General features: G+C 66.3%; 21 protein-coding genes. 8 read left to right on the top strand and 13 right to left on the bottom strand.

All coding sequences use genetic code 11. From position 1 onward, the window contains the following. Positions 1-37: 37 nt before the first annotated feature. From argE to mscL, 3 genes are all read left to right on the top strand, one after another. On the top strand, positions 38-1261 hold the full coding sequence (gene argE / locus U5A58_RS33705) for an acetylornithine deacetylase (RefSeq protein ID WP_321964675.1): 1224 nt from the start codon (positions 38-40) through the stop codon (positions 1259-1261). Between the two features lie 21 nt (positions 1262-1282). Then, positions 1283-2293, top strand: coding sequence for a threonine/serine dehydratase (locus U5A58_RS33700; protein WP_321964674.1), 1011 nt, complete (start codon positions 1283-1285; stop codon positions 2291-2293). A gap of 200 nt (positions 2294-2493) precedes the next feature. Then, a complete protein-coding gene (mscL, locus tag U5A58_RS33695) occupies positions 2494-2940 on the top strand; it encodes a large conductance mechanosensitive channel protein MscL (protein WP_321914848.1) in 447 nt (148 codons plus the stop codon). 88 nt (positions 2941-3028) lie between these two features. On the opposite strand, the gene U5A58_RS33690 is transcribed toward mscL, so the two are convergent. The 3 genes from U5A58_RS33690 to U5A58_RS33680 form a co-directional block, all read right to left on the bottom strand. Then, positions 3029-5026: a response regulator gene (locus tag U5A58_RS33690; protein WP_321914847.1), complete on the bottom strand. Its 1998-nt coding sequence runs from the start codon at positions 5024-5026 to the stop codon at positions 3029-3031. Positions 5027-5124: 98 nt separating this feature from the next. Next, positions 5125-5625: a response regulator gene (locus U5A58_RS33685; RefSeq protein WP_321937630.1), complete on the bottom strand. Its 501-nt coding sequence runs from the start codon at positions 5623-5625 to the stop codon at positions 5125-5127. 75 nt (positions 5626-5700) lie between these two features. Then, complete coding sequence (locus U5A58_RS33680; RefSeq protein ID WP_321964673.1) at positions 5701-7353, bottom strand: sensor histidine kinase; 1653 nt, start codon at positions 7351-7353, stop codon at positions 5701-5703. A gap of 502 nt (positions 7354-7855) precedes the next feature. Between U5A58_RS33680 and U5A58_RS33675 the strand changes: the two genes are divergently transcribed. Beyond that, positions 7856-8356 (top strand): hypothetical protein, encoded by a 501-nt coding sequence (locus U5A58_RS33675; RefSeq protein ID WP_321914844.1) that lies wholly within the window; start codon positions 7856-7858, stop codon positions 8354-8356. 97 nt (positions 8357-8453) lie between these two features. Here the strand turns inward: U5A58_RS33675 and U5A58_RS33670 are convergent, their stop codons facing one another. Continuing rightward, the gene (locus U5A58_RS33670; protein ID WP_321964672.1) at positions 8454-10970 is read right to left on the bottom strand and encodes an AsmA family protein; all 2517 of its coding nucleotides are present in this window, start codon (positions 10968-10970) and stop codon (positions 8454-8456) included. 129 nt (positions 10971-11099) lie between these two features. Here U5A58_RS33670 and U5A58_RS33665 point away from each other — a divergent pair, with 129 nt between their 5' ends. Together U5A58_RS33665 and U5A58_RS33660 are read left to right on the top strand one after the other, a co-directional pair. Continuing rightward, positions 11100-11846 (top strand): ATP-binding cassette domain-containing protein, encoded by a 747-nt coding sequence (locus U5A58_RS33665; RefSeq protein ID WP_321964671.1) that lies wholly within the window; start codon positions 11100-11102, stop codon positions 11844-11846. Then, the gene (locus U5A58_RS33660) at positions 11843-12655 is read left to right on the top strand and encodes an ABC transporter permease (protein ID WP_321948843.1); all 813 of its coding nucleotides are present in this window, start codon (positions 11843-11845) and stop codon (positions 12653-12655) included. Before U5A58_RS33665 ends, U5A58_RS33660 begins: the two co-directional genes overlap by 4 nt. A gap of 66 nt (positions 12656-12721) precedes the next feature. On the opposite strand, the gene U5A58_RS33655 is transcribed toward U5A58_RS33660, so the two are convergent. Further along, positions 12722-13291 (bottom strand): DUF6013 family protein, encoded by a 570-nt coding sequence (locus U5A58_RS33655; RefSeq protein ID WP_321914840.1) that lies wholly within the window; start codon positions 13289-13291, stop codon positions 12722-12724. Between the two features lie 307 nt (positions 13292-13598). After that, complete coding sequence (gene ligD / locus U5A58_RS33650) at positions 13599-14651, bottom strand: non-homologous end-joining DNA ligase (RefSeq protein ID WP_321964670.1); 1053 nt, start codon at positions 14649-14651, stop codon at positions 13599-13601. 379 nt (positions 14652-15030) lie between these two features. Here ligD and serB point away from each other — a divergent pair, with 379 nt between their 5' ends. Continuing rightward, entirely contained in the window at positions 15031-15870 is an 840-nt protein-coding gene (serB, locus tag U5A58_RS33645; protein ID WP_321937637.1) for a phosphoserine phosphatase SerB, read from the top strand. Positions 15871-15951: 81 nt separating this feature from the next. Here serB and U5A58_RS33640 read toward each other — a convergent pair whose 3' ends face one another. From U5A58_RS33640 to rimO, 5 genes are all read right to left on the bottom strand, one after another. After that, a complete protein-coding gene (locus U5A58_RS33640) occupies positions 15952-17157 on the bottom strand; it encodes a cystathionine beta-lyase (protein WP_321964669.1) in 1206 nt (401 codons plus the stop codon). Positions 17158-17258: 101 nt separating this feature from the next. Further along, positions 17259-17855, bottom strand: a complete 597-nt coding sequence (locus U5A58_RS33635; RefSeq protein ID WP_321964719.1) for a hypothetical protein — start codon at positions 17853-17855, stop codon at positions 17259-17261. A 54-nt stretch (positions 17856-17909) separates the two neighbouring features. After that, positions 17910-19094, bottom strand: a complete 1185-nt coding sequence (gene bktB, locus U5A58_RS33630; protein WP_321964668.1) for a beta-ketothiolase BktB — start codon at positions 19092-19094, stop codon at positions 17910-17912. 47 nt (positions 19095-19141) lie between these two features. Then, positions 19142-20092 (bottom strand): sugar kinase, encoded by a 951-nt coding sequence (locus U5A58_RS33625; protein ID WP_321964667.1) that lies wholly within the window; start codon positions 20090-20092, stop codon positions 19142-19144. Positions 20093-20097: 5 nt separating this feature from the next. Continuing rightward, complete coding sequence (gene rimO / locus U5A58_RS33620; RefSeq protein ID WP_321937642.1) at positions 20098-21435, bottom strand: 30S ribosomal protein S12 methylthiotransferase RimO; 1338 nt, start codon at positions 21433-21435, stop codon at positions 20098-20100. Positions 21436-21753: 318 nt separating this feature from the next. On the opposite strand from rimO, the gene U5A58_RS33615 reads away from it, so the two are divergent. Continuing rightward, positions 21754-22035, top strand: a complete 282-nt coding sequence (locus tag U5A58_RS33615; RefSeq protein ID WP_321964666.1) for a helix-turn-helix domain-containing protein — start codon at positions 21754-21756, stop codon at positions 22033-22035. 103 nt (positions 22036-22138) lie between these two features. On the opposite strand, the gene phaR is transcribed toward U5A58_RS33615, so the two are convergent. Then, positions 22139-22744 (bottom strand): polyhydroxyalkanoate synthesis repressor PhaR, encoded by a 606-nt coding sequence (gene phaR, locus U5A58_RS33610; RefSeq protein WP_321914781.1) that lies wholly within the window; start codon positions 22742-22744, stop codon positions 22139-22141. A gap of 149 nt (positions 22745-22893) precedes the next feature. Beyond that, positions 22894-23634 carry a 3-ketoacyl-ACP reductase gene (locus U5A58_RS33605; protein ID WP_321914780.1) on the bottom strand — a complete coding sequence of 247 codons (741 nt, stop codon included), beginning with the start codon at positions 23632-23634 and terminating at the stop codon, positions 22894-22896. Positions 23635-23860: the final 226 nt, after the last annotated feature.

The raw sequence follows: 23860 nt of genomic DNA, 5'->3' as shown, positions 1-23860 counted from the left end.
GGGTAAGATGAAGAATACAAGCAAGCTGGAGCCCAATATGTCCCTCGCCGCTGAAACAGCGCAGTCGTCTACGCCTTCCGACTCCCTTCCCGCCTCGCTCCCCTGGGTCACCCGCCTCGTTTCGATGGATACGGTCAGCCGCCATCCGAATCTCGGCCTGATCGAGACCGTGCGCGACGATCTGCGCGCGCGCGGCATCGAATCGACGCTCACCTATGGCCGCGACGGCAAATGGGCCAACCTGTTCGCCACGATCCCCGCGCATGACGGCGAAACGAACGGCGGCATCGTGCTCTCCGGCCACACCGACGTGGTGCCCGTGGACGGCCAGAAATGGGACAGCGACCCGTTCAAGCCCGAGATCCGCGACGGCCTGCTCTATGGCCGCGGCACCTGCGACATGAAGGGTTTCATCGGCGCGGCGCTCACGCTCGTGCCCGAGATCCAGAAGACGAAACTCGCCAAGCCCCTGCACCTCGCACTCTCGTTCGACGAGGAAGTGGGCTGCGTGGGCGCGCCGCTCATGATCGAAGAGCTCGTGAAGCGCGGCGTGAAGCCCGAAGGCTGCATCGTGGGCGAGCCCACGAGCATGCGCCCCATCGTGGCGCACAAAGGCATCAACGCGTACCAGTGCTGTGTGCGCGGCCAGGCCGCGCATTCGTCGCTTACGCCGCGCGGGCTGAACGCGATCGAGTACGCGGCGCGTCTCATCTGCTACATCCGCGACATGGCCGACGAATTCCGCGCGAACGGCCCGTTCGACGAGCTCTACGACGTGCCGTTCACGACCGCGCAAACCAGCACGATCGAAGGCGGCAATGCCATCAACACGGTGCCGGCCGAATGCCGTTTCGCGTTCGAGTTCCGCAATCTGCCGACGCTTAACCCCGATACGATCTTCGCGCGCATCGAACAGTACGCGCGCGAAACGCTCGTGCCGAAGATGCAGCGCGAGCACGCGGTGGGCGCGATCGAGTTCACGAAGATCGCCGCGGCCCCCGGCCTCGACGCCACCGAGCAGGCCGCGATCACGCAACTCGTGCGCGCGCTCACCGCCGATGACGCGCGCCGCAAGGTCGCCTATGGCACCGAAGCGGGCCTCTTTGCTCGCGCGGGCATTCCGAGCGTGGTGTGCGGGCCCGGCGACATCCAGCAGGCGCACAAGCCGAACGAATACGTCTCGCTCGAACAGCTCGCGGCGTGCGAAGGTTTCCTGCGCAAGCTCGTGCACGGCATGTCCGTCGAAGCCCTGGCGCAGTAATCTCGCTGGACGCGCACCATCATGTCCACCGCCTCGCCGCTTCCCACCAGCCACACAATAGACGGTGAGGCGATCCCCACCCTCGACGAGATCGCTTCGCAGCATTTCGCGCTCGCGCCGTGGGTGTTGCGCACGCCGGTGTTCGACCGCCACGATCTGTCCACGCTCGAAGCGACGCTCGTGAACTTCAAGTTCGAGCTGCTGCAGTCGAGCGGCAGCTTCAAGGTGCGCAGTGCGTTCACGCATCTGCTCGCGCTCGATGCCGCGCAACGCAGCGCCGGCGTCACGTGCGTGTCGGGCGGTAATCACGCCATGGCGGTTGCATATGCGGCGATGCGTTTGGGCATCAGCGCGAAGGTCGTGCTCTTGCGCACCGCGAGCGCGGCGCGTGTCGCGCAATGCAAGCGCTTTGGCGCGGAAATCGTCGTGGCAAGCAACAGCAGCGAGGCGTTCGACATCGTGCGCCGTATCGAGACCGACGAGGGACGCTATTTCGTGCATCCGTTCAACGGCTATCGCACGGTGCTCGGCACGGCCACACTTGGCTATGAATGGGCCACCCAGGCGCCCGATCTCGACGCGGTCGTCGTGCCCGTCGGCGGCGGCGGGCTCGCTGCGGGCGTTGCCACGGCGTTGCGGCTCGCGAACCCGCGCGTGCGCGTGTATGGCGTCGAGCCCGAGGGTTCGGACGTGATGAGCCGCAGCTTCGCCGCGAACCACACGGTGCGCCTGACGCATATGCACTCGATCGCCGACTCGCTCATGGCGTCGCATGCAGAGCAATACAGCTATACGCTGTGCCGCCGTCATCTCGAGCGCATCGTCACGGTCTCCGACGACGCGCTGCGCAGCGCGATGCGCGTGCTCTTCGAGCAACTCAAGCTCGCCGTGGAGCCCGCTTGCGCCGCAGCCACGGCGGGGCTGCTCGGGCCGCTGCGCGACACGCTGCAAGGCAAGCGCGTAGGCGTACTGCTGGGTGGCAGCAACACCGATCCAGCAACCTTTCACGAGCAGATCTCGCTCGCGCACTGAAGTCGAAAGCAGGCCAAAGACGGGCTTCAATCAGCGCGGTGGGCACGCCGCGTGCGTCCGGTAGAACTTCGTCGCCAGTCCCCGGAGAAACGTCAGGGAATGTCAAATTGCTACCGCGATACGGATGCGTTCGCTATGATTGCGCCAATACGCCGTATTGACCCCAGCCCCGTGCCGCGCCATTCAGGGAGAGCCCGCTCATGAGCATCGTCCAGGAGTTCAAGGAATTCGCCGTCAAAGGCAACGTGATGGATCTCGCCGTCGGTGTGATCATCGGCGGTGCGTTCTCGAGCATCGTCAACTCAATCGTGAAAGATCTCATCATGCCGGTCATCGGCGTGATCACGGGCGGCCTCGACTTCTCGAACATGTTCGTGCGGCTCGGACACATTCCGGCCAGCTATAAAGGCAACCCCGAGTCGTACAAGGATCTGCAGACTGCGGGCGTGGCCGTGTTCGGCTATGGCTCGTTCATCACCGCGGTGATCAACTTCGTCATCCTCGCGTTCATCATCTTTTTGATGGTGAAGTTCATCAACAAGCTGCGCCAGCCGCAGCCCGCTGCACCCGCCGAGCCGGCGCCCACGCCTGAAGACGTGCTGCTGCTGCGCGAGATCCGCGATTCGCTGCAGAACAATCCGCGCTGATCCGCGCGAGCGTCCAGACATAAGCCCGCGCCGCCGCAAGGCCGCGCGGGCTTTTTTATGCCCGGTTCAAGCGAGGCTCAAGGAAGACTCAGGGAGCCGGCGCGGCGGAATCGGGCGCGGCCGACGCACTGCGCGCGGCCGCAGCCTCTTCGATCAGCCGTTCGAGTTGCTCGAAGTTGACGGGTTTCGTGAGATGCGCGGTGAAGCCCGCTTCGACGCTGCGGCGCACGTCGTCGTCAGTGCCGAAGCCGGTGAGCGCGACGGCAGGCGCCGTTGATTGCGCACGAAACGCGCGGATGAAGTCGATGCCCGAGCCATCCGGCAGACCGATGTCGCTTACCACGAGGTCGAAAGCCATGCTGGCCGTGAGCGCGAGCGCGCCGGCCACGCTGCCCGCCACCGCCACCTCGTGGCCGCCCGAGCGCATCAGTTGCGACATGACCTCAGCGGTATCCTCGTGATCCTCGATCAGCAGGATGTTCAGCGCGCCCACCCGATGCGGCCCGCGACGCTCGGCGACCGCGGCGGCGCCCTCGCCTCGCGCGGCGCTCGGCAGCACGATGGTGAAGGTCGCGCCGCAATGCGCACCGGGGCTTCTCGCGCTCACGCTGCCGCCGTGCGCCTCGGTCAGCGCCCGCGTCACGGCGAGGCCTAACCCGAGCCCGCCGAACTGACGCGTGAGATTGTGGCTGCCCTGTTCGAAGGCATGAAAGAGCTTGCCGATCTGCTCGGGCGCGATGCCGATGCCCGTGTCCTCGACCTCGATCTCCACGTGCGTGCGCTCGTCGCGCGTGCGTACGTAAATGTGGCCGCCGTCGGGCGTGAACTTCGCGGCGTTGCGCACGAGATTCCAGAGCATCTGCTGCAGGCGTGCGCGATCGCCGCGCACATAGTGCTGCTGCGCGCGCAGGTCGACATGGACATCCTGCTGCTTGATCTGGATTTCGCTATGGAAAAGCTCGAGCACGGCCTCGATCACCTCGTGCACGTCGACCGTGTCGAGCGCGAGGCTCAGCTTGCCATTGGCCACGCGTGTGAGATCGAGCAGGTCGTCGATCAGACGTGCCTCGAGCTCGATATTGCGGCGGATCATCAGTACGCCCGAGCGCGCTGCGTCGGGCAGCGCCGGGATCTGCTCCAGGAGCCGCGTGCCCGCGAGCACCGGTGTGAGCGGCGTGCGCAACTCGTGCGAGAGCATGGCGAGAAAGCGGTCTTTCGCGCGGTTGGCCTCTTCGGCGGTCTGACGCGCTGCCTGCTCCGAGGCAAGGAGGCGCTCGCGCTCCTCGGTCGCTTCGCGTTGCGCGTCGATGTCGGTGCAACTGCCGAACCATTTGTTCACGCCGCCTCGCGGGTCGCGCATCGCAACGATTCGGACATCGAACCATCGATACACGCCATCGCGGCGGCGAATACGCAACTCATGGCGATAGTCGGTGGCGCCGCTGCCCACGGCTTCGAGCCAGGTGTGGCGAATCTCTTCGCGATCGTCGGCGTGCACGGCGTCGAGCCAGGCGAGACCGTGCGACTGGCCGGCGTCGAGCCCCGTGTAGTCGAGCCACTGCTTCGAGACAAAGTCGCAATTGCCGTCCGCACCGCAGGTGAGCACGAGGTGCGGCAACGCTTCGGAGAGCGTACGGTAGTGTTCTTCGCGATCGCGCAACAGGAGCGCTTCGTCGGAGGCGCGCTGCAGCGCCACCTGCGAGAGCACGCGCGCGACGGCTTCCGGCAGATAGTCGAGATAATCGCCCGACTTCGGCACCACGTCCGAGACGCCCGCGCGTAGCGCGGCGATCACGCGGGACTCGTCGGTGAAGCCCGTCACGAGGATCGCCGGCACGCGCACGTCGTCGGCACGCAGACGGCGGAAGAAGTCGAGGCCCGTTTCCGCGCCGTCGAGCTGATAGTCGAGTACGAGCACGTCGGGCGTCTGCACGGCGAGCAACGCGCGCGCCTCCCCCACGCCCGTGCAGGTGTCCACGCGCGCACCCGCGCGCAGAAGCGATTTGCGGGCGAGGCGCAGGATGCCTTCGTCGTCGTCGACGACGAGCACGCGCGCGCCGTCCAGCATCGTGGGTTCCTCCGTCATGCGCGAAGCGTCCCTTCAGGCATGAGTCGAGCGTGTCGCCTTGCTTTCATTCGGTTGCCAATGCGTGATGTTTCCATGCGCGATGCCCGCGCGATCCGTTACTGGGCGCCGGCCGGTCGCGCCTGGACGAAGCGATGTCCCGGCGGCAGCTTGACGACCTGGAGAAAGAAGCCGAGTCGGCGCACGGCCTCGATAAACGCGTCATATTCGACCGGTTTCGTGATGTACACGTTGCAGCCGAGCTCATAGCAGCGTTCGATCTCGCGAGGGTCGTCGGTGGTCGTGAGCACGATCACCGGCACCGACGCCGTGGCGGGCTCCGCTTTCAGGCGCCGCAGCACTTCGAAGCCGTCCACGCGCGGCATGCGCAAGTCGAGCAGCACGACGAAATTGCTGAGCGCGTCGCGCGACGCCCAGTTCGCCGCCGCTGCCGGATTGTCGCCCGGCGTGCCGAAAAAGTAATCGAGCGCCTCCTGGCCGTCGCGAAAGCGCAGGAAGCTGTTCGAAATCCCCGAACGCCGCAGGTTGCGCTCGACCAGCGTGGCGTGCCCGTCGTCGTCTTCGATCAGCACGATGCTGACCTGTTCCCCGTTCGTCATCTCGACTCTCCTACGTACCGCATGAACTTTTCGAAACTTGTTGAAAGCTTGCCGGCAGGCGCGCCCGAGTGCCCGCTATGTGGTGCGCAACGGCTGGTCAGGCAGCGCGACGAAGAACGTCGAGCCCGCGCCCTCGGTCGATTCCACCCAGATGCGGCCGCCGTGGCGCTCCGCAATCCGCTTGGCGAGCGCGAGGCCCGTGCCCTGCCCGGGCGATTCGCCGCCGTGCAGCCGCTGAAACGCGCGGAACAGCTTGGGCAGATACGCTTGCGCGATACCAACGCCATTGTCGCGCACAAAATAAGTCCGCGTACGCTCGAGAGGCTCCGCGGCTCCTGTTTTTCCTGCGTCCTTGCCCGCGCTTTTGCCGGCTTCGTCGGCGGATTCGCTAGCGGCAACGAGCGCACCGATCTCGACCCGGCCCGGGCGCGCGGGATCGAGATGGTGCAACGCATTCTCGATGAGGTTGTCGAATATCTGTTCGATGGCCGCCGGATCGCCCCAGGCGGGCGGCAGCTCGCCCACCTCGATGCGCGCCGCCTGCGCGCGTTCCTCGGGGAGGCCGCCCAGCACGCGCTCGACGAGCCGCGCCACGTTCACGCGCTGCCAACGGTATTCAAGGCGCCCGGCGCGCGAGAGACGCAACAGCGCGTCGATGATCGCCGCTGCGCGCGCCACCGCCTGCCGCAGAAATTGCAACGACTCGTCGACGTCGCCGTCGAGCACTTCGGCCATCTCGCGATGCTCGTGCTCCGGCAAGCCCGCCGCGTCGACCTGGGCGCGCAAGTCGTCGCACGAAACCTGCAGCTCCTTCGAAAAGCCCTGCAGGTTCACGAGCGGCGAGCGCAGATCGTGCGAGACGCTGTAGATGAACATCTCGTTGTCCTGACTCTCCTGGCGCAGATGTTCGTTGGCGCTCGCGAGGTCCGCGGCGCGCGCCTGAAGCTGCGCCTTCAGCGCGGCCTGCTCGCGCTCGGCCACGCGCAGCTGCGCGCTCGTCTGATGGAGCACCGCATCGAGCGCGGCGATTTCGTCGTTGCCCGTGAGCGGCGGCGCAAGCGGCGCACTTTCCCCAAGGCGCTCGGCGTTCGCGCTGAGCGCGGCAAGGCGCACGCCCACGTTGCGCGCGAACGCCATGGCCGTGAACCCCCAGATCAGCATCGAGCCCACCACCGCGAAGATCAGCGCGTCCTGCTGGCGCTCGCGCGTCTCACGCAGCATGGCCGCGCGGGCCTCGTCGAGCCGCGTTTCCTCGGCGATGAAGTCGCCGAGCACTTCGCGCACCGTCTCGATCTCCGGAGGCATGCCGTTGCCCGCCACCTGAGCGAACGACGTGCTGCGGCCCATGCGCAGTGCATCGGCAATTTCACCCGCTTCTTTGCGCCATGCATAGGCGGCGTTGCGCATATGCTCGACGCGCGCGAGTTGGGGAGGATTGTCGGCGACCATACGCGCGAGCAACGTAATGCGGTCGGCGAACTCGGTCCAGACGGCGTGGCGATCGATGAATGAAGGATCTTCGAGCACGATGCCCGTGCGCACGCGCGCGGCTTCGCGCAGCAGCGGGTCGACGAGACTGTTGGCTTGCCAAAGGATTTGCTGCGTGTTTTCGGCGCGTTTGGCCGCGAGCGCGGCCTTCCCCTGGGTGTCGAACACGACGCCGAGCAGCGCCAGTTCGACGACGCTCGGAATCGCGATCAGCAAGAGCCCCTTGGCGAAGAGTTTCATGTTGGCCTGCTTCGGTGGCGGGTCTGGGCGGCGCGCCGTGCTTTTCGCCAGTTTTTTTGCAATACGTCCCGCGGCATGCGCCCACGCAACGCCAATCGGCCCGAGGCGCCCCGGACAACCGCGGGCAACAGAACCGCAACATTATCTGCGCGATTTTTCAGGATGACAATGTATGTGACACCACACACGTTGAGTCGCGGAAAACCCGTTTTTTTGCGGCAATTCGCCACACCGAGCGCACACACAGGTCTATCATTGAGACGGAGACGAGCGAGAGAGCGCCGGGATATCTACATGAGCGCGACGTGCGATCCGGCATGGCGTTTGCGAACGCAATGAGGGTTTTGAAAGAGGGGCAGCAGGCGGGCCGCGCAGGTCCGGATCGCTTCAGGCGCTCCGCGCGCCGCAAGAGCGGACCGTCCCCATCTCTATCCTCGTGAACGCAGCAAATCCGTGTGCTATAAAGGATCGACGTGCGGCGCACCAGTCCGGGAGTGGTCGCATGGGAACGCTGCGTGTACTGCAATCCACCTTTTTCAGGCGAATTTTTATGTCCTTCCCGAAAAAGCGCAAACGCGTCAAGGCTGACGGCGACGAGTCATTTCTCGCCGTGCTGAGCCACTTCAAGCCGTTCGGCCAACTCGATACCAAGATCGCGCGAGCACGCGCGCAGGACGAGCCCGTGCTCTATGCGCATATCCTGCCGGGGCTCGATGTGCTCCTGTGCAGCGTGCGCGGAGCGCAGCCGCCGTATCCGGGCACGAGTGAATTGCGCAAGCGCTGCATCGAATCGATCGCGCACGCGCTCGAGCAGCCGATCGAAGGCCTCGAGAACGGCGGTTACTGGTATGAAGCGGACGGCTTCGGTTTTCTTGTGTTCGCGAGCCGCGCACGCAGCCGGGTCCTGCCCGAGTTCGGTGCGGCACGTCCGACCATGACCACCCGGCGCGTGACGCGCCGCCAGGACGCCGCCGGCGACACGGCGCCGCGCTCGTTGCGCTAGTCGTTGCGCCAGGTCGGCGCGCTCAACGAAGTTCACTGCACCGCTGCGCCGGGTCGATTCACCCGGCGCAGCGGTTTTTCCGCTTCAGCTTCCCGACTCAGCTTCCCTTGTAGAGCGGCTCCTGCCCTTGCGTCGGCTTTGCAGTCGAGGCTGGCGACGGCGCGTTGCGCGTGGCCGGGCTCGCTTTCACGCCCCCTTCCCCCTTATTGCCCTTATCCGTCGCCGCAGCGGCGCTCGCGCCCGTGCCTGCGCTTGCGCTTGCGAGGTCCGGCTTCGGCAGCGCGCGCATTTTCTGGCCCGGCGGCGGCGCCACGGGATGTTCACGCATCTGCGCGAACAGCGCGTCGCACGGCAGCGGCTTGTTGTTGCTCGGCGCGATGAGCGGAATCAGCGCGGCGAACGGGTTGATGAGTCCGAGCCCGATCATCGCGCCGCCGCGCAGCGCGAGCGCTGTGGCATCCACACCCACGCGCGGATTCTTGAAGGTGCCCCTCACGTAGAGCGGCGAGCGCAGCGTGAAAATGCGAAAGCCCTTCGTATGCGGATGGACTTTCATGTTCATCGATTCGTCGCGCAGGTCGATCGGGCCGTCGATGTTGATCACCGCGTCGTCGGTGTCGAGCGCGAACACGCGCGGATCGAGCACGCCGTTGGAGCCGACGAAGTCGGCCGCCGCACAGTTGATATTCACGTCGCGCGTGCCGAACAGCTTCTCGTACACCACGTTCGCCACGTTCAGGCCCGCCGCCTCCATGAGCAATCGGCTGATCGTGCCCTGCGTGACAAGCAGCTTCACCTCGCCGTTCGAGGTCGAGGCGAGCGCCGCCGGCGAGTTGCCGGTCGCCGTAAGCGAAGCGTCGCCGTTGATCTCGCCGAGCGCCGACTGCATCGTCTTGAAGTTAGGGAATAGCTGCTTGAGCTTCAGGTGACGCGCCTCCAGCGTGCCGCGCGCCTTGAGCGGCGCGCCGCTACCGTCGAGCGAGACACGTGTGCCGAGCGTGCCGCCCGCCACACCGAACTGCAGCGGATCGAGCACGAGCACGCCGTTCGTCAGCACGACGTGCGCGTAGAGGTCCTGAACCGGCAAACTGCCCTGCTTGATGATGCGCCGGCCCGTGAACTTGACGTCGGCGTCGATGGCGCTCCAGCGGTCGGTGCGGAACGGCTCGACCGGGATCACGCGATCGGCCGGCTGCGCAACGGTATCGCCGCGCTTTGCCTTGCTCGCCGTGCTGTCTGCGCCGATGATCGGCGCGAGGTCCGAGAACTGCAGCAGGTTCGAAACCAGTTCGCCGCTCAGGAGCGGCCGCGGCGTGCGCTGCTGGTAGACCACCGTGCCGTTCAGGTCGCTGCCGCCCACGCGGCCCGTGAAGTTCTCATAGCGGAACACGCTCGCCCCGCGCCTGAAATTGCCGACGAAGTGGCCTTCCGTGGCATACGGCGGCGTTTCGGGCAGCGTCACGCCGGTGAGGTTGTACAGATGCGCCAGACTTTGTCCCTGCAGCCACAGGCGCAGATCAACGGCGGCCAGGTGCATCGGGTCGGTGAGCGTGCCGACCAGCGCGATGTGCAGGTCGCCCGCGCGCATGTCGGCCTGGATCGGGAACGGCCGCTTCGCATCCTGCAGGGCGAGCACGCCGCTGAGCTTGCCGCTGCCCGCGAGCGCCGTCTTGCCGTACGTGCCCTTGATCGTCCAGCCGATCGCGTAGAACGGCTCTTGCGTGAGCGACTGTGCGGGCGGGGTGCCCGAACCGGCGATCGGACCGCTGGCGCCGCTGGCACCGTTCGCGGCGAGCGTCTGCGAGCCCGTTGCAGGCGCGCTTGTTACCGCCGTCGTGCCCGAAGCCGCCGCTGCGCTCGCCTCGCTGGTCGCACTAGCCGCGCTGGCGGCCGCCGCCTCCGAAGCCTGCTTGTTGACCTGCTGCGTCAGCCGGTTGGCGCCCGCGCGCCCTATGACCTGCGCGGAGCCCTCGCGCGACGCCGCTTCCTGCTCCTCCATCACCTTGCCGATCGGGATGCCCTGCCCAAGCAGGCTCACCGCGATCTTCACGTCGGTTTTCGTCTGCTGGTCGCTCACGGCGATATTGCCGCTCGAAAACGTGATGTCGTGCAGGTCGAGCCGCCACGTTGAAGGCCCGCTCGAGGCGGGCAGCTTGAAGGTCCAGTTATTGCGCCCGTCGACAAGACGCTCGGCGTCGATCGATGGATTCACGAGATTGATCGCCGGAATCACGATGTCGTGAGCCAGCAGCGGCAGCACGGCCACCTCGAAGTCGATTTCGTCGAGCGTGGCGAAGTGCGGGGACTTCGTCCAGTCGGGATTGGCGATCGAGATCTGCGTGGCCGAAAAGCGCGGCCAGGGCACCCACGCGCGCCAGCCCGTTTCGCCGGGCGGCCTCTGCCAGCCCACCTTGAGATCGCCTTCGATCGCAAACGGCCGCCCGATGGCCTCGGTGACCTTGTCGTTCACGTAGGGTTTGGCGTGGTTCCAGTCGAACGTCAGGATGAAAACGACGAGCACGCCAATCAACACGACGACAACCGCGGCGAGCCATGCGATGATCCTGGCGAGCGTGCGGCCAAGGTTAAAGGGCTTGGGCTGCGGTGACGTCATGCGTACTCCACGTTATGCGTTGTTGGCCTGCCATGTTGCAATACCGCAAGAGCAGTCAGCGTGCCCGGTTACATACTGTTTCGCACGACTCGCCGTACCCGCCGCACCCGCCATGTTTGCAATCTTTCGATGCTCAAGCACAACCAGTCCCCCCCACCCCACGCCGATGGCGCGCCGCTCGTCGAGGCCCGCCAGATCGCCCGGCGCGACGCGCAACGCGGCCAGTGGCTGCTGCATCCCACCGATTTCGCGCTGCTAGCGGGCGAGCGCGCCGTGCTGACGGGCCCGTCCGGCTCCGGCAAAAGCGTGTTCCTGCGCGCGCTCGCGCTGCTCGACTCGCTCGACGGCGGCGAGGTGCGCTGGCACGGCAAACCGGTCACACGCGGGCGCATCGCCCAGTATCGGCGGCATATTGCGTACCTGCGGCAGCGGCCCGCGCTGCTGGACGGCAGTGTCGAAGACAACCTGCGCTACCCCTATACGCTAGCGGCTTACCGCGACGCGCGATTCGACGCGGCACGCGCGAACGCCCTCTTCGCCGCCATTGGCCGTTCCAGCGACTTCCTCGCGCGCGATACCTCCGAGCTTTCGGGCGGCGAAGCGCAAATCGTGGCACTCGTGCGCGTGCTCCAACTCGATCCCGAAGCGCTGCTGCTCGACGAGCCGACCGCCTCGCTCGACCCCGAATCGGCGCGCGCCGTCGAGGCTCTGGTGGCCGGCTGGTTCGACGAGGCGCGCACAGCGCGCACCACGGTCTGGGTTTCGCACGATCCCGCCCAGGCACAGCGCGTGGGCGAGCGGCATCTGACCATGCGCGCGGGCGTGCTCGAAGAACCCGCCACGCGCGCGGCACTCACTCAGGGAGCCGCACAATGAGCCCCGGCGTACTGCAGAACCTCGGCATCGGCGACGTCGCCATTGCGGCGCTGCTCGTGTTCGTCAACGGCGCGGTCTCCGTGCTGCTCAAGCTCGACCTCGAGCGCAAGCTGGCGTGGGCCGCCGTGCGCACCGTCGTGCAGCTGCTCGCGATTGGCTATGTGCTCGGCTGGGTGTTCGCATTCAACCGCTGGTACGTCGTGCTGCCGCTGATGGCGCTCATGACGCTGATCGCCGGTTTCGCCGGGGCGCAGCGCGGCGCACGCACGTATGGCGGGCAACGCGCGGACAGCATCGTGTCGATCTGGGTGAGCGCGTGGCTCGTGGCGGCAGTCGGGCTTTTCGTGGTGATCCGCATCCGGCCGTGGTACGAGCCGCAATACGCGATTCCGATCCTCGGCATGATTCTCGGCAACACGCTCACGGGCGTATCGCTCGGCGTGGAGCGCATGATGCAGGAGCTGACCGCGCGGCGCGACCGTGTGGAGAGTGCGCTCGCGCTCGGCGCGACACGCTGGGAGGCCGCGCAGGCTAGCGCCCGCGAGGCGGTGCGCGCCGGCATGATTCCAACGCTCAACCAGATGGCCGTGGTCGGTGTGGTGAGCCTGCCCGGCATGATGACGGGTCAGGTGCTCGCGGGACAATCGCCGCTGCAAGCCGTGCGCTATCAGATCGTGATCATGTTCCTGATCGCGGCTTCGTCGGCGCTCGGCACGGTGGGCGCGGTGCTGCTCGCGTACCGGCGGCTCTTCTCGCCGGAACACCGCTTTCTCGCGGCGCGGCTTATCGAGCGCAAGGCACGCGCCTAGACGTGCGCGGCCGGCCCGCGCTCGATGCTTTACGCGCTACGCCGGCCATCCCGCTCACGGCGCGCTTTAGCGCTGCGCCGAGATCGTGATCTGCGTGCCGTCGCTGAGCTTGAGCGTTTTCGCAGTGCCATTGGTGGGCATCGTGAGGTGCGCGACCTCGCTATGCGCAACCACAGCAGGACACGTAAGCGATGCGCCGTTGCTCGACACCGTTTGCGTACCGTGCGGCGCCTGGGCGCGGAAGCTCACCTGCACGGTGGCCGTGCCGTTACTCGCGACGATTGGCGCAAGGCGAACCTGGGTCTGCCTGACCATCGCGCCGTTCGCGTCGAGCGGCAACGAGGCGTAGTCCGGGCAGCCTTGCGGCGTCGCGACTGCGCCGCCTGGCGGCGTGGTGCGCCACGTGAAGTCGTCGGTGTCGCCCGAGCGCAGCGTGCGGGTCTCCTGAGCGTCGCCGAACGCCTTCGACACGACCCGTACCGTGTAGCGGATCGGCCCGTCGGTCGCGGCCTTCGAGGTGACTGTGATCGGCGTGGCCGCGAGCGCGGGCAGCGCGATGACGCAAGACGCGGCTAGGACGAACGGGACGAGCGCCGCGCGACGGCGGCGAGTATGGCGGGAGCTGCGGCAAGGCATGCGTCACCTCCTGGCGGGAACGGCCGCGCCCGTGGGCAATGGCGGCGTACGCAACGAACGCGGCAAGCCGCGAAAAGCCGGTACGACGCACCGCTCCCGTGCGGCGGATGGTCTGTTACCAGTCTAGCGCGCTGCGCGCTGCCTTGCGCCGAGCGCATGCATCGAACGGACCAGGTTTTATCCTGCTTGTCATCGCGAGCAATTTGCTTGCTGTCCGTCTGCGCGCGGTCATGCGCCGGACTTCATCGGCATCGACGATCCGTTGTGCATAGGCGGCGCGCAAAACATCCTCACACTCACGGCGTCACTACTTGCCGGTCGCCTCCAGACTCAGCGTCAGTTCCGCCGTCAGCTTCTGGCGCACGCTTGCATAGGCTGCCCATGGATCGGCCTTCTCGATCTGGGCAAAGCGCGCGTCGATGGTCGCAAGCGTCCATTGCGCGCCACCCGTTGTCGCCTCCAGTTCGTCCCAGCCGATCGGCACGGATATGCCCATGCCCGGGCGCGCCCGCACGCCATACGCGAGCGCCGTGCTCGCGCCGCGCGCATTGCGCAGATAGTCGATGAAGATCTTCTTCTTGCGGTGCTCTGGGCCCATAGTGGCCGTGATCTGCGTGGGCCAGACCGCGGCCAGATGCTGCGCAACCGCACGGGCGAATGCCTTCGCGTCCTCCCAGCCCGCCTCGGGCGTGAGCGGCACGACGATATGCAGCCCCTTGCCGCCGCTCGTTTTGCAGAATGACTCGAGCTTGAGTTCCGCAAGCAGTGCACGCGTCGACTGCGCCACCTCGATCACGCGGTCCCAGCCCAGCGCCGGGTCGGGGTCGAGGTCGAAGACAACCCGATCGGGCCGCTCGATGTCGTGGACGCTGGCGTTCCAGGTGTGCAACTCGATGACGTCCATCTGCGCGGCGCTCACCAGCGCGCGCGCTGTATCGATCGTGAGCAGCGGCGGATGGCCCGGGTCGAGCCCTTCGTGTTCGGTGAGTTCGGGCAGCGGCGCCCGCCCACAGTGGCGCTGGAAGAACATCTCGCCGCTCAAGCCGCGCGGTGCGCGCACGAGCGACACGGGGCGATCGCGCAGTTGCGGCAGAATCCAGCCCGCAGCGCGCGCGTAGTAGCGCACGAGTTCGAGCTTGTGCGTGCCGCTGTCGGCATCGATAACGCGTCTCGCACTCGTGATGCGTATACCGTCGATTTCGGTTTCGGCCGAGTCGTCACGCCGACGCCGTGTGGTTCGAGGCAAGCGGTGCACGGACGCGGCAGGCGTGGCCGGCGCGGCGGCGTCCGAGTTCGAGGCCCGCTCGCCGCGCGGCGTTCGGGCAGATGTCCTGGTTGGGGCCTTGCGAGCGTCCTGCATACCGGTTCCCCTGGCGCCCTCGCGCACATGACGCGTCGCGCGACGCGAGTCGCGACACGTTCGGTTGACGGCACGCGGCAGCCGCCCCCGTCAGACTGCCGCATGAGCTTTCATTGTGCCTCGAATGGGCGCTTTCGTCGCTGCAAGGTGATCGCAAGCGTGTGCCGAAAAACGGGGAAATATCGGCCCTGAGGAAAAGCGCGACGAAAGTGGCAGACGACCGTTGCGATCGGCGGGAAGTTACAATGACGGGCTTTGCCGCGCACTGCAGAGCGCAATTCCGACTCTTGCACGCGCGACTGCGCCCTTTTTCATCCGATTTCATCCGATCAATTCGATCAATCCGACGACGCCGTGCGTCGGCTTTGCCCGTCCTGCCATGAACCTCGTCATCCAGAGTCCCGCCCCGCTCGACACCGTCCATCACAAGCCGCTTCTCGGCCTCGCCCGCGGCAGCCGCCTCACGCCGATCGACGCTCACGCGGTTCGCATCGAGCATGCCGAGCCGGCCCAGCGCGCCGACCTCGAGGTCTACTGCGGCACGCACCAGCTCGACTACGCATTCGTCGAAGCGGAGCGCACGCTGGCCGATTTCGGCCTCGTGGCAATGGACATGGACTCGACGCTCATCACGATCGAATGCATCGACGAAATCGCGGACTTCTGCGGCCTCAAGGCCGAGGTCGCGGCGATTACCGAAGCCTCGATGCGCGGCGAGATCAAGGACTTCAACGAAAGCCTCACGCGCCGCGTGGCGCTCCTCAAGGGGCTCGACGCGAGCGCCCTGGAGCGTGTGTATGAGGAGCGCCTGCAGCTCTCGCCGGGCGCCGAGCAGATGCTCGCGGGCGCGAAGGCAGCGGGCCTGAAAACGCTGCTCGTGTCCGGCGGCTTCACGTTCTTCACCGAGCGCCTGAAGGCGCGTCTCGGGCTCGACTACACGCGCGCGAACTCGCTCGAAATCGTCGACGGGAAACTCACGGGACGCGTGACCGGCGAGATCGTCAACGCCGACGTGAAGGCGCGCACGCTTGCCGAAACCTGTGCGCAGATCGGCATCGAGCCAGGCCGCGCAATCGCGATGGGCGACGGCTCGAACGACCTCAAGATGATGGGCGTAGCGGGTTTGTCGGTTGCGTTCCGCGCGAAGCCGGTGGTGCGCGAGGCCGCGAGCGTCGCGTTCAACTTCGTCGGGCTCGACGGCTTGCTGCGTCTGTTCTGATCGGGCTTGCGCCGCGGTTAGAAAAGACAACGGCCGCTCGTGTCCTCGTGGACGCGAGCGGCCGTTGTTGTTTCGCGCGGATTATTCAGGCGTACTTGCTTTTTCCGCAAGCCTTGCGAGCGCGCGCTCGATGTCGGCGCGCAGATCGGCCTCTTCTTCGAGACCGATGTAGAAGCGCACCAGCGTGCCGCGATGCGGCCAGCTCGCTGCCGTGCGCATCGAACCGACGTCGTACGGCATGGCGAGGCTATGCGCCCCGCCCCAGCTCCAGCCCAACGCGAAGAGTTCGAGCGACTCGCAGAACGTGTCGATCTGCGCCGCACTGTAGCGCTCGTCGAACACCACGGAGAAAAGGCCGCCCGCGCCCGTGAAGTCGCGCTTGTAGAACTCGTGGCCCGGGCAGTCTTCGAACGCCGGGTGCAGCATCGCCGCGATTTCGTGGCGCGACTTGAGCCAGCCTGCGAGCGCGAGCGCGGTGCGATCGTGCGCCTCGAAGCGCGCCTTCATGCTCGGCAGCGCGCGCAGCACGAGCGAGCAGTCGTCGACCGAAACGCCGATGCCAAGTCGCATGCGCGCGGCCTTGAGCTTGAGATAAAGATCGCGGTCGGCGGTGATGGTCGCGCCCATCAGCACGTCACTGCCGCCCGACTGATACTTGGTGAGCGCCTGCACCGAAATGTCGATGCCGTGCTCGAACGGCTTGAAGGCAAGGCCTGCCGACCACGTGTTGTCGATGGCCGTCACCACGTTGCGCGCGCGCGCCGCCGCGGTGATCACGCGCACGTCGGGCACTTCCATCGTCACCGAGCCCGGTGCTTCCAGCCAGATCAGCTTCGTGTTCGGCTGGATCAGCTCGGCGATGCCCGCACCAATCATCGGATCGTAGTAGCGCACCGTGAGGCCGAAATCGCGTGCGAGCCAGTCGCCATGATCGCGGTTCGGCGAATAGACGTTATCGGGAATCAGCACGTCGTCGCCTGACTTCAGCAGTCCGAAGTAGACGTTCGAGATGGCCGAGAGTCCCGAGGGTTGCAGCAGCGCATGTGTGCCGCCTTCGATCTCGGCGATGCGCTTTTGCAGCATGGCCGAGGTGGGCGTGGCGTGCAGGCCGTAGCGCCATTGCGCGTCGTTGCGCCAGTCGAGCGCGCGCACCGAAGCGAGGTCGGGAAACACCACGGTCGAAGCCCGCGTGACCGGCGCGGCAAACGATTCGAAGCCGGGCGTGAGGTCGTCTTGCGGGTGAATGATGCGCGTCTGCAACGCGCGGCGGGAGTCGGATTGGGTCATGTTGGAGCGAATTCGGTTGAGGCGCGAGAACGTTGCGGCGCGGGCCTGCGCGAAAGACGCGCGCGACGCCGCATAGCGAAGAGTAACACCCGTAGCGGCGCTTACTGCCCGATCACGAGATTGCTCACGCCGTTCACGGCGTGCGCGCCGTTCGGAGTCGATGCGCTCGCCGCGCCAGTCGACACGGCGGGCGCCGCAGCCCCCGCCGCGAGCGGCTTCAGATCGAAGGGGACCGGGTGCGAGTCGTCCGGATCCATGCGGTCGCCCGACAGCGAGCCGTCTTCGGCGAACGTGCCCACCCAGTTGCCGGAGATATGCGTCCCGTCGTTCGAGTCCTCGGCTTCGAGCGTGGCCTCCGCGCGGTCGCCCGCGATCAGGACCACCTCGCCCGTATCCGTGAACTGATATTCGCCATGCACGCCAGTCGGGTCGTCGTCGCCGGCTTTTGCGCCGAGGCGCATGACGATCTGACGATTACCGAGCGTGCCGACGTATTGCGGCAGCTTCGCGAACTCGGGGTTCGGCTTGAGCGTGGACTTGGCGGGCGGCGGCGCGCTCGCCTCCTGCGCTCGCGCCGCGAGCGGCAGCGCGAGCGCCATGACCGCCGCAGCCGCGGCCGCGGCGGCAATCCAGCCGCGCGCCTTGTTCGCGCCTCCCCGTCGGGCGGCCGCGCTCGGCGGCCGCTGTGCTTGCGTCATTGCTTCCATCTGAATCCTTCCTTCACTTGCACAGCTGGCGGGGCGTGGCGCGTATCAGATGCGTTCGAAGATGGCCGCAATGCCCTGGCCGCCGCCGATACACATCGTCACGAGCGCGTAGCGCCCCCCGATACGCTGCAGTTCATACAGCGCCTTCACGGTGATGAGCGCACCGGTTGCGCCGATCGGGTGGCCGAGCGAGATGCCCGAACCGTTCGGATTGACCTTGGCCGGGTCGAGCCCGAGTTCCTGCGAAACCGCACAGGCCTGCGCCGCGAAGGCTTCGTTGGCCTCGATGACGTCGAGGTCGCTGACCTTGAGGCCTGCACGCTCGAGCGCCTTCTGCGTGGCCGGCACCGGGCCGATGCCCATGTACGCCGGATCGACGCCCGCATGCGCATACGAAACGAGGCGCGCGAGCGGCTTCACACCGCGCGCACGAGCGGCGTCGGCGCTCATCAGCAGCACGGCGGCCGCCGCGTCGTTGATGCCCGACGCGTTGCCCGCCGTGACCGTGCCGTTCTCCTTCGCGAACACCGCCTTGAGCTTCGAGAAGTCCTCCAGCGTGGCGCCGTGGCGCACGTGCTCGTCGGCGTCGAACAGCACTTCGCCCTTCTTCGACTTGATCGAGACCGGCAGGATCTGATCCTTGAAGCGGCCTTCGGCGAGTGCGCGCTCCGCACGGCGGTGCGATTCGAGCGCAAGCGCGTCCTGCGCCTCGCGCGTGATGCCGAACTTCTTCGCGACATTTTCCGCCGTCACGCCCATATGGATCGTCTGGAACGGGTCGTGCAGCGCGCCGATCATCATGTCGACGAGTTGCGTGTCGCCCATGCGCTGGCCGAAACGCGCGGCCGGCATCGAGTACGGCGCGCGGCTCATGTTTTCCGCGCCGCCACCGATCGCGATGTCGGCGTCGCCGAGCAGAATGGTTTGCGCAGCCGACACGATCGCCTGCAGGCCCGAGCCGCACAGCCGGTTCACGGTCAGCGCCGGCGCGTGCTGCGCAACGCCGCCGTTGATCGCGGCCACACGCGCGAGATACATGTCCTTGGGCTCCGTGTGCACGACGTTGCCGAACACCACGTGACCGACCGCGTCGCCCTCGACGTTCGCCCGCGAGAGCACCTCGCGCACCACGCGTGCGCCGAGAACCGTCGGGGAGAAGTCCTTCAGGCTGCCGCCGAAGTCGCCGATTGCCGTACGCACACCGCTTGCCACCACTACTTCGCGTTCCATAGTCTCACTCCTCTCTTCCTGATTGGATGAATCTCGTTATTGGTGCGTTATTGGCGCGTTTCGCCCGGAGGCCGATCGGCGAGCAAGCGCTCGACGTCCTCGCGATAAGGAATAGGCGCCACGGCGCCGAAGCCCAGCGTCGAAAGCGCGGCGGCCGCGTTCGCGTAGCGTGCCGCAGCGAACGGATCGTCGCCGGCGGCCAGTCGCGCGACGAATGCGCCGCCAAAGCAGTCGCCCGCACCCGTGGCGTCCACGGCTGCGACCACGTGGCCAGGCACGACGCGCCGCTCGTCGGGCGTCGCGACGTAAGCGCCGTCCTTGCCCAGCTTGAGCGCGACCACACGCGCGCCGCGCGCGAGCAGGTAATCGACGATCGCGTCGCGGTCTTCGAGACCCGTGAGTACCGCCACGTCGTCCCAGCTAGGCAGGCAGATATCGGTGAGCCGCAGCACCTCGTTCATCACGGCGCGCGCCCGCGCGAGTGGCCACAGCTTCAGGCGCAGATTGGTGTCGAAGCTCACGCGCACGCTGTTGGCGCGCGCATGCTCGACAGCGGCGAGCGCCGCGTCGCAGGCGCTGTCGCTGATCGCCACGCTGATGCCGGAAAGATGCAGCACGCGCGCAGCCGCAATGGTGTCGAGCGGCAGATCGCGCGGCGTGTACCGGCTCGCGGCCGACCCTTTGCGCAGATAGTCGAAGGCATGGCCGCTCGGGCCATGCGAGACGAAGTAGACGCCGGTGGGCGCCGTCGCGTCCACGCGCACCGTCGAGGTATCGACGCCTTCGCGCGTCCACAGGTCGGTCAGGAGGCGTCCGAAATGGTCGTCGCCGACCGCCGAGACGAAGCCCGTGCGCGCGCCCTGGCGAGCCGCCGCGATGGCGAAGTTCGACGTATCGCCGCCGAAGCCCTGCAAATACTCGGGGCGGTCTTTCGACGCCTGGTTGAACTCGACCATGGCCTCGCCATAAGCGAGGACTTGCGGGGCGACGCTCGTCATGCCGCTCAGACCTCGCCCCAGAGGTCGTGGCCGTCCGCGCCGGTGATCTTCACCGAAACGAAGTCGCCGACCTTGTAGCGCTTCGACGCCTTGGTCGCGGGCGCGACATAGACCACGCCGTCGATCTCGGGCGCATCCGCTGCGGTGCGGCCAATGCCGCCGTCGGCGTTGATCTCGTCGATCAGCACCTTGAGCGTCTTGCCAACCTTGCGCTGAATACGCTTGGCCGAAACTTCCTCCGCGACTTCCATGAAGCGCGCGCGGCGTTCCTCACGCACCTCGTCGGGCAACGCGCCGTCGAGTTCGTTTGCCGTTGCGCCTTCAACCGGCGAATAGGCGAAGCAGCCTACGCGGTCGAGTTCGGCCTCGCGGATGAAGTCGAGCAGCGTTTCGAATTGCTCTTCCGTTTCGCCAGGGAAACCGGCAATGAACGTGCTACGGATCGTGAGATCGGGGCACATCTCGCGCCAGGCCTTCACGCGCTCCATGACCTTCTCCGCGTTCGCGGGGCGCTTCATGCGCTTGAGGACTTCAGGGTGAGCGTGCTGGAACGGCACGTCGAGGTACGGCAGCACGTGCCCCTTGAACGGACCTTCGGCCATCATCGGAATGACTTCGTCCACGCTCGGATACGGGTAGACGTAGTGCAGGCGCACCCAGGCGCCGTATTGCGCAGCCAGTTCGCCGAGCGCGGCGACGAGGTCGGTCATGCGCGTCTTGATCGGCTTGCCGTTCCAGAAACCGGTGCGGTACTTCACGTCCACGCCGTAAGCGCTCGTGTCCTGCGAGATCACGAGCAGTTCCTTCACGCCGGACTTGAAGAGGTTTTCCGCTTCGAGCATGACCTCGGCGACCGGGCGCGACACGAGGTCGCCGCGCATCGACGGGATGATGCAGAACGTGCAGCGGTGATTGCAGCCTTCGGAGATCTTCAGGTACGCGTAATGGCGCGGCGTGAGCTTGATGCCGGCGGCCGGCACGAGATCGACGAACGGATCGTGCGGCTTGGGCAGGTGGCTGTGCACCGCCTGCATGACCTCGCCCACCGCGTGCGGGCCCGTCACGGCGAGCACCTTCGGATGCACTTCTTCGATCAGGTTCGACCCGCTCGCGCTCGCCTTCTTGCCGAGACAACCGGTCACGATCACCTTGCCGTTCTCGGAAAGCGCTTCGCCGATGGCGTCGAGGCTCTCCTGCACGGCTTCGTCGATGAAGCCGCACGTGTTGACGACGACGAGGTCCGCACCGTCGTAAGACCCCGAGATTTCATAACCCTCGGCGCGCAGCTGGGTAATGATCTGCTCGGAGTCGACAAGCGCCTTCGGGCAGCCGAGGGAAACCATCCCGACGCGCGGAGCAGGATTGCGGGAGGTCGTTGATTCAACAGGGTTTTTCACGTGTACATCCAGATGTGGGGCGCAGGGCGTTCGTTGCGCCGCGCGAGGGTCAAGCCAATCCGCCATTTTACCCGTTTGGCGTATCGTGCGGCGCAGCATGGTAGACACGCACCCGCACGCGCCGGGGTCGGATGAAATATGGACAGGATCAAACTTCGTTCAGCTATGGCTCGCCTGCCGGCTGCGCATCGGGATAATTTTCGCCCGGTGCGCATTGCGCCCGATCAAGCACATCCTTCTACCGGCTGCGTGGAGAGCGCGAATATGAAAAGGACAGTGGACGCGTTTCAGGCCGATTTGCTGAAACCGGTGCGTCAGATGAAAGGCGGCGCCACGCGTGTTGCGCGCGGCCAACCCACCGCCGCCGCGCTCGCGCGTGCAAGTGCCGGACTCTCGCAAAGCGCCTTCGCTGCGCTGCTCGGCGTTTCCACGCGTACGCTACAGGACTGGGAGCAAGGCCGGCGCCAGCCGACGGGCGCCGCGCAAACCCTGTTGCGCCTGGCCGTGGCGCACCCTGAAGCCTTGCGCGCGCTGCAAAGCGCCTGAAGACGGCGGCCCACCGGGAGGGGGGCGTGCTCGCGAGGCAACGCTTCGCCACGGCGCGCCGCGCCTTGCCAGCGCGCGCCACCCGCCGTGTGCGTCGCGCCGCTTACTTCTTCTCTTGCTCGTCGTCCGCGGGCGCACCCTGTGCCGGTGCCGCCGCGCCGCCCGGCGTTACGGGCTTGAACGGGAAGCTGCTGAACATGTTCTTCGCCTGGTTCTGCATCTGCTCCTGCATTTGCACGAACATGTTCTTCGACTGCTCGATGTAGCTCGTCATCATGCCCTGCATCATCGGCGCCTGCATGTTCATGAACTGCGACCAGACCTCGGGGTTCATCGCGTTGCCTTCGTAAAGGCTCTTCGACTGATCCGCGAGCTTGTTCTGGATGTCGATGAACGCCTGGATGTTCTTTTCCAGGTAGGTGCCCATCATGCCCTGCATCGCATGGCCGTAGAAACGGATGATCTGCGACAGCATCGACGACGAGAACATCGGCAGACCGCCGCTTTCCTCTTCGAGAATGATCTGCAGCAAGATGCTGCGCGTCAGATCCTCGTTGGTCTTCGCGTCGATGACCTTGAACTCTTCCTGCTCCAGCACGAGTTGCTTCACGTCCGTCAACGTGATGTACGTGCTCGTCTCCGTGTCGTACAGCCGACGATTCGGATACTTCTTGATGAGACGTTCGGCGGTTTTCTTTGTAGTCGTCATGTGTCGCCCTTGTTAGCGCCAACGCGCGGCGGCCGTTGCCGTCGCGCGTTGGTCTAGCCCGGAAACGGCCTGCCCCGGTGAGCAAACAGGCCCGCTGCCGTCCTCGATCCCAGCTTGGCGCGCTCCCTGCAAGCGCGCTGCGCTCGGGATCAGCCCATGTGCAACCCGCCATTCAGCGAGAAGTCAGCACCGGTTGCAAAGCCTGACTCGTCGGACGCGAGCCACGCCACGATCGACGCGATTTCCTCGGGTGCGCCGAGGCGGCGCACGGGAATCGTCGCGACGATCTTTTCCAGCACGTCGGGACGGATGGATTTCACCATGTCCGTGCCGATATAGCCCGGCGAAACGGTGTTGACCGTCACGCCCTTGGTCGCCACTTCCTGAGCCAGCGCCATAGTGAAGCCGTGAATGCCGGCCTTGGCCGTGGAATAGTTGGTCTGGCCGAACTGACCCTTCTGGCCGTTCACCGACGAGATGTTGATGATGCGGCCCCAGCCGCGCTCGACCATGCCGTCGATCACCTGCTTCGTCACGTTGAAGAGGCTCGTGAGATTGGTGTCGATCACGGCCGTCCAGTCTTCGCGCGTCATCTTGCGGAACACCACGTCGCGCGTGATGCCAGCGTTGTTCACGAGCACATCGATTTCGCCGACTTCGGCCTTGATCTTGTCGAACGCCTGGCGCGTCGAATCCCAATCGCCCACGTTGCCTTCCGAGGCGATGAAGTCGTAACCGAGCGCCTTCTGGTCTTCCAGCCATTTCACGCGGCGCGGCGAATTCGGGCCGCAGCCGGCGATCACCGTGAAGCCCTGCTTGGCGAGGCGCTGGCAAATGCCGGTTCCGATGCCGCCCATCCCGCCCGTTACATACGCAATACGCTCTGACATAAACCACACTCCATTATCGTTTTCCTGGCGCGCCCTTCGACGGCCCTGGCCTCGCTCCTTCCCGCTGCCACCACCCGCGCCACGCGTTGCTCGCAGCGCCGGGGCGAACCGCTAGCCTCTGCTAACAGCGCCCCCCGGCAATCGCATGAAGCGCAATCAAACGCGTTCGAGCGCGAGCGCCACACCCATGCCGCCGCCGATGCACAGCGAGGCGAGACCGCGCTTC

The organism is Paraburkholderia sp. J7, from assembly GCF_905220155.1.
GTDB lineage: Bacteria > Pseudomonadota > Gammaproteobacteria > Burkholderiales > Burkholderiaceae > Paraburkholderia.
The sequence above is the reverse complement of the archived record's forward strand: the minus strand, read 5'-3'. Positions and strand labels throughout refer to the sequence as shown.

Coding starts and splice junctions, on each gene's coding strand:
- argE (WP_321964675.1), top strand. CDS start 38: ATGTCCCTCGCCGCTGAAACAGCGCAGTCGTCTACGCCTTCCGACTCC.
- U5A58_RS33700 (WP_321964674.1), top strand. CDS start 1,283: ATGTCCACCGCCTCGCCGCTTCCCACCAGCCACACAATAGACGGTGAG.
- mscL (WP_321914848.1), top strand. CDS start 2,494: ATGAGCATCGTCCAGGAGTTCAAGGAATTCGCCGTCAAAGGCAACGTG.
- U5A58_RS33690 (WP_321914847.1), bottom strand. CDS start 5,026: ATGACGGAGGAACCCACGATGCTGGACGGCGCGCGCGTGCTCGTCGTC.
- U5A58_RS33685 (WP_321937630.1), bottom strand. CDS start 5,625: ATGACGAACGGGGAACAGGTCAGCATCGTGCTGATCGAAGACGACGAC.
- U5A58_RS33680 (WP_321964673.1), bottom strand. CDS start 7,353: ATGAAACTCTTCGCCAAGGGGCTCTTGCTGATCGCGATTCCGAGCGTC.
- U5A58_RS33675 (WP_321914844.1), top strand. CDS start 7,856: ATGGGAACGCTGCGTGTACTGCAATCCACCTTTTTCAGGCGAATTTTT.
- U5A58_RS33670 (WP_321964672.1), bottom strand. CDS start 10,970: ATGACGTCACCGCAGCCCAAGCCCTTTAACCTTGGCCGCACGCTCGCC.
- U5A58_RS33665 (WP_321964671.1), top strand. CDS start 11,100: ATGCTCAAGCACAACCAGTCCCCCCCACCCCACGCCGATGGCGCGCCG.
- U5A58_RS33660 (WP_321948843.1), top strand. CDS start 11,843: ATGAGCCCCGGCGTACTGCAGAACCTCGGCATCGGCGACGTCGCCATT.
- U5A58_RS33655 (WP_321914840.1), bottom strand. CDS start 13,291: ATGCCTTGCCGCAGCTCCCGCCATACTCGCCGCCGTCGCGCGGCGCTC.
- ligD (WP_321964670.1), bottom strand. CDS start 14,651: ATGCAGGACGCTCGCAAGGCCCCAACCAGGACATCTGCCCGAACGCCG.
- serB (WP_321937637.1), top strand. CDS start 15,031: ATGAACCTCGTCATCCAGAGTCCCGCCCCGCTCGACACCGTCCATCAC.
- U5A58_RS33640 (WP_321964669.1), bottom strand. CDS start 17,157: ATGACCCAATCCGACTCCCGCCGCGCGTTGCAGACGCGCATCATTCAC.
- U5A58_RS33635 (WP_321964719.1), bottom strand. CDS start 17,855: ATGACGCAAGCACAGCGGCCGCCGAGCGCGGCCGCCCGACGGGGAGGC.
- bktB (WP_321964668.1), bottom strand. CDS start 19,094: ATGGAACGCGAAGTAGTGGTGGCAAGCGGTGTGCGTACGGCAATCGGC.
- U5A58_RS33625 (WP_321964667.1), bottom strand. CDS start 20,092: ATGACGAGCGTCGCCCCGCAAGTCCTCGCTTATGGCGAGGCCATGGTC.
- rimO (WP_321937642.1), bottom strand. CDS start 21,435: ATGGTTTCCCTCGGCTGCCCGAAGGCGCTTGTCGACTCCGAGCAGATC.
- U5A58_RS33615 (WP_321964666.1), top strand. CDS start 21,754: ATGAAAAGGACAGTGGACGCGTTTCAGGCCGATTTGCTGAAACCGGTG.
- phaR (WP_321914781.1), bottom strand. CDS start 22,744: ATGACGACTACAAAGAAAACCGCCGAACGTCTCATCAAGAAGTATCCG.
- U5A58_RS33605 (WP_321914780.1), bottom strand. CDS start 23,634: ATGTCAGAGCGTATTGCGTATGTAACGGGCGGGATGGGCGGCATCGGA.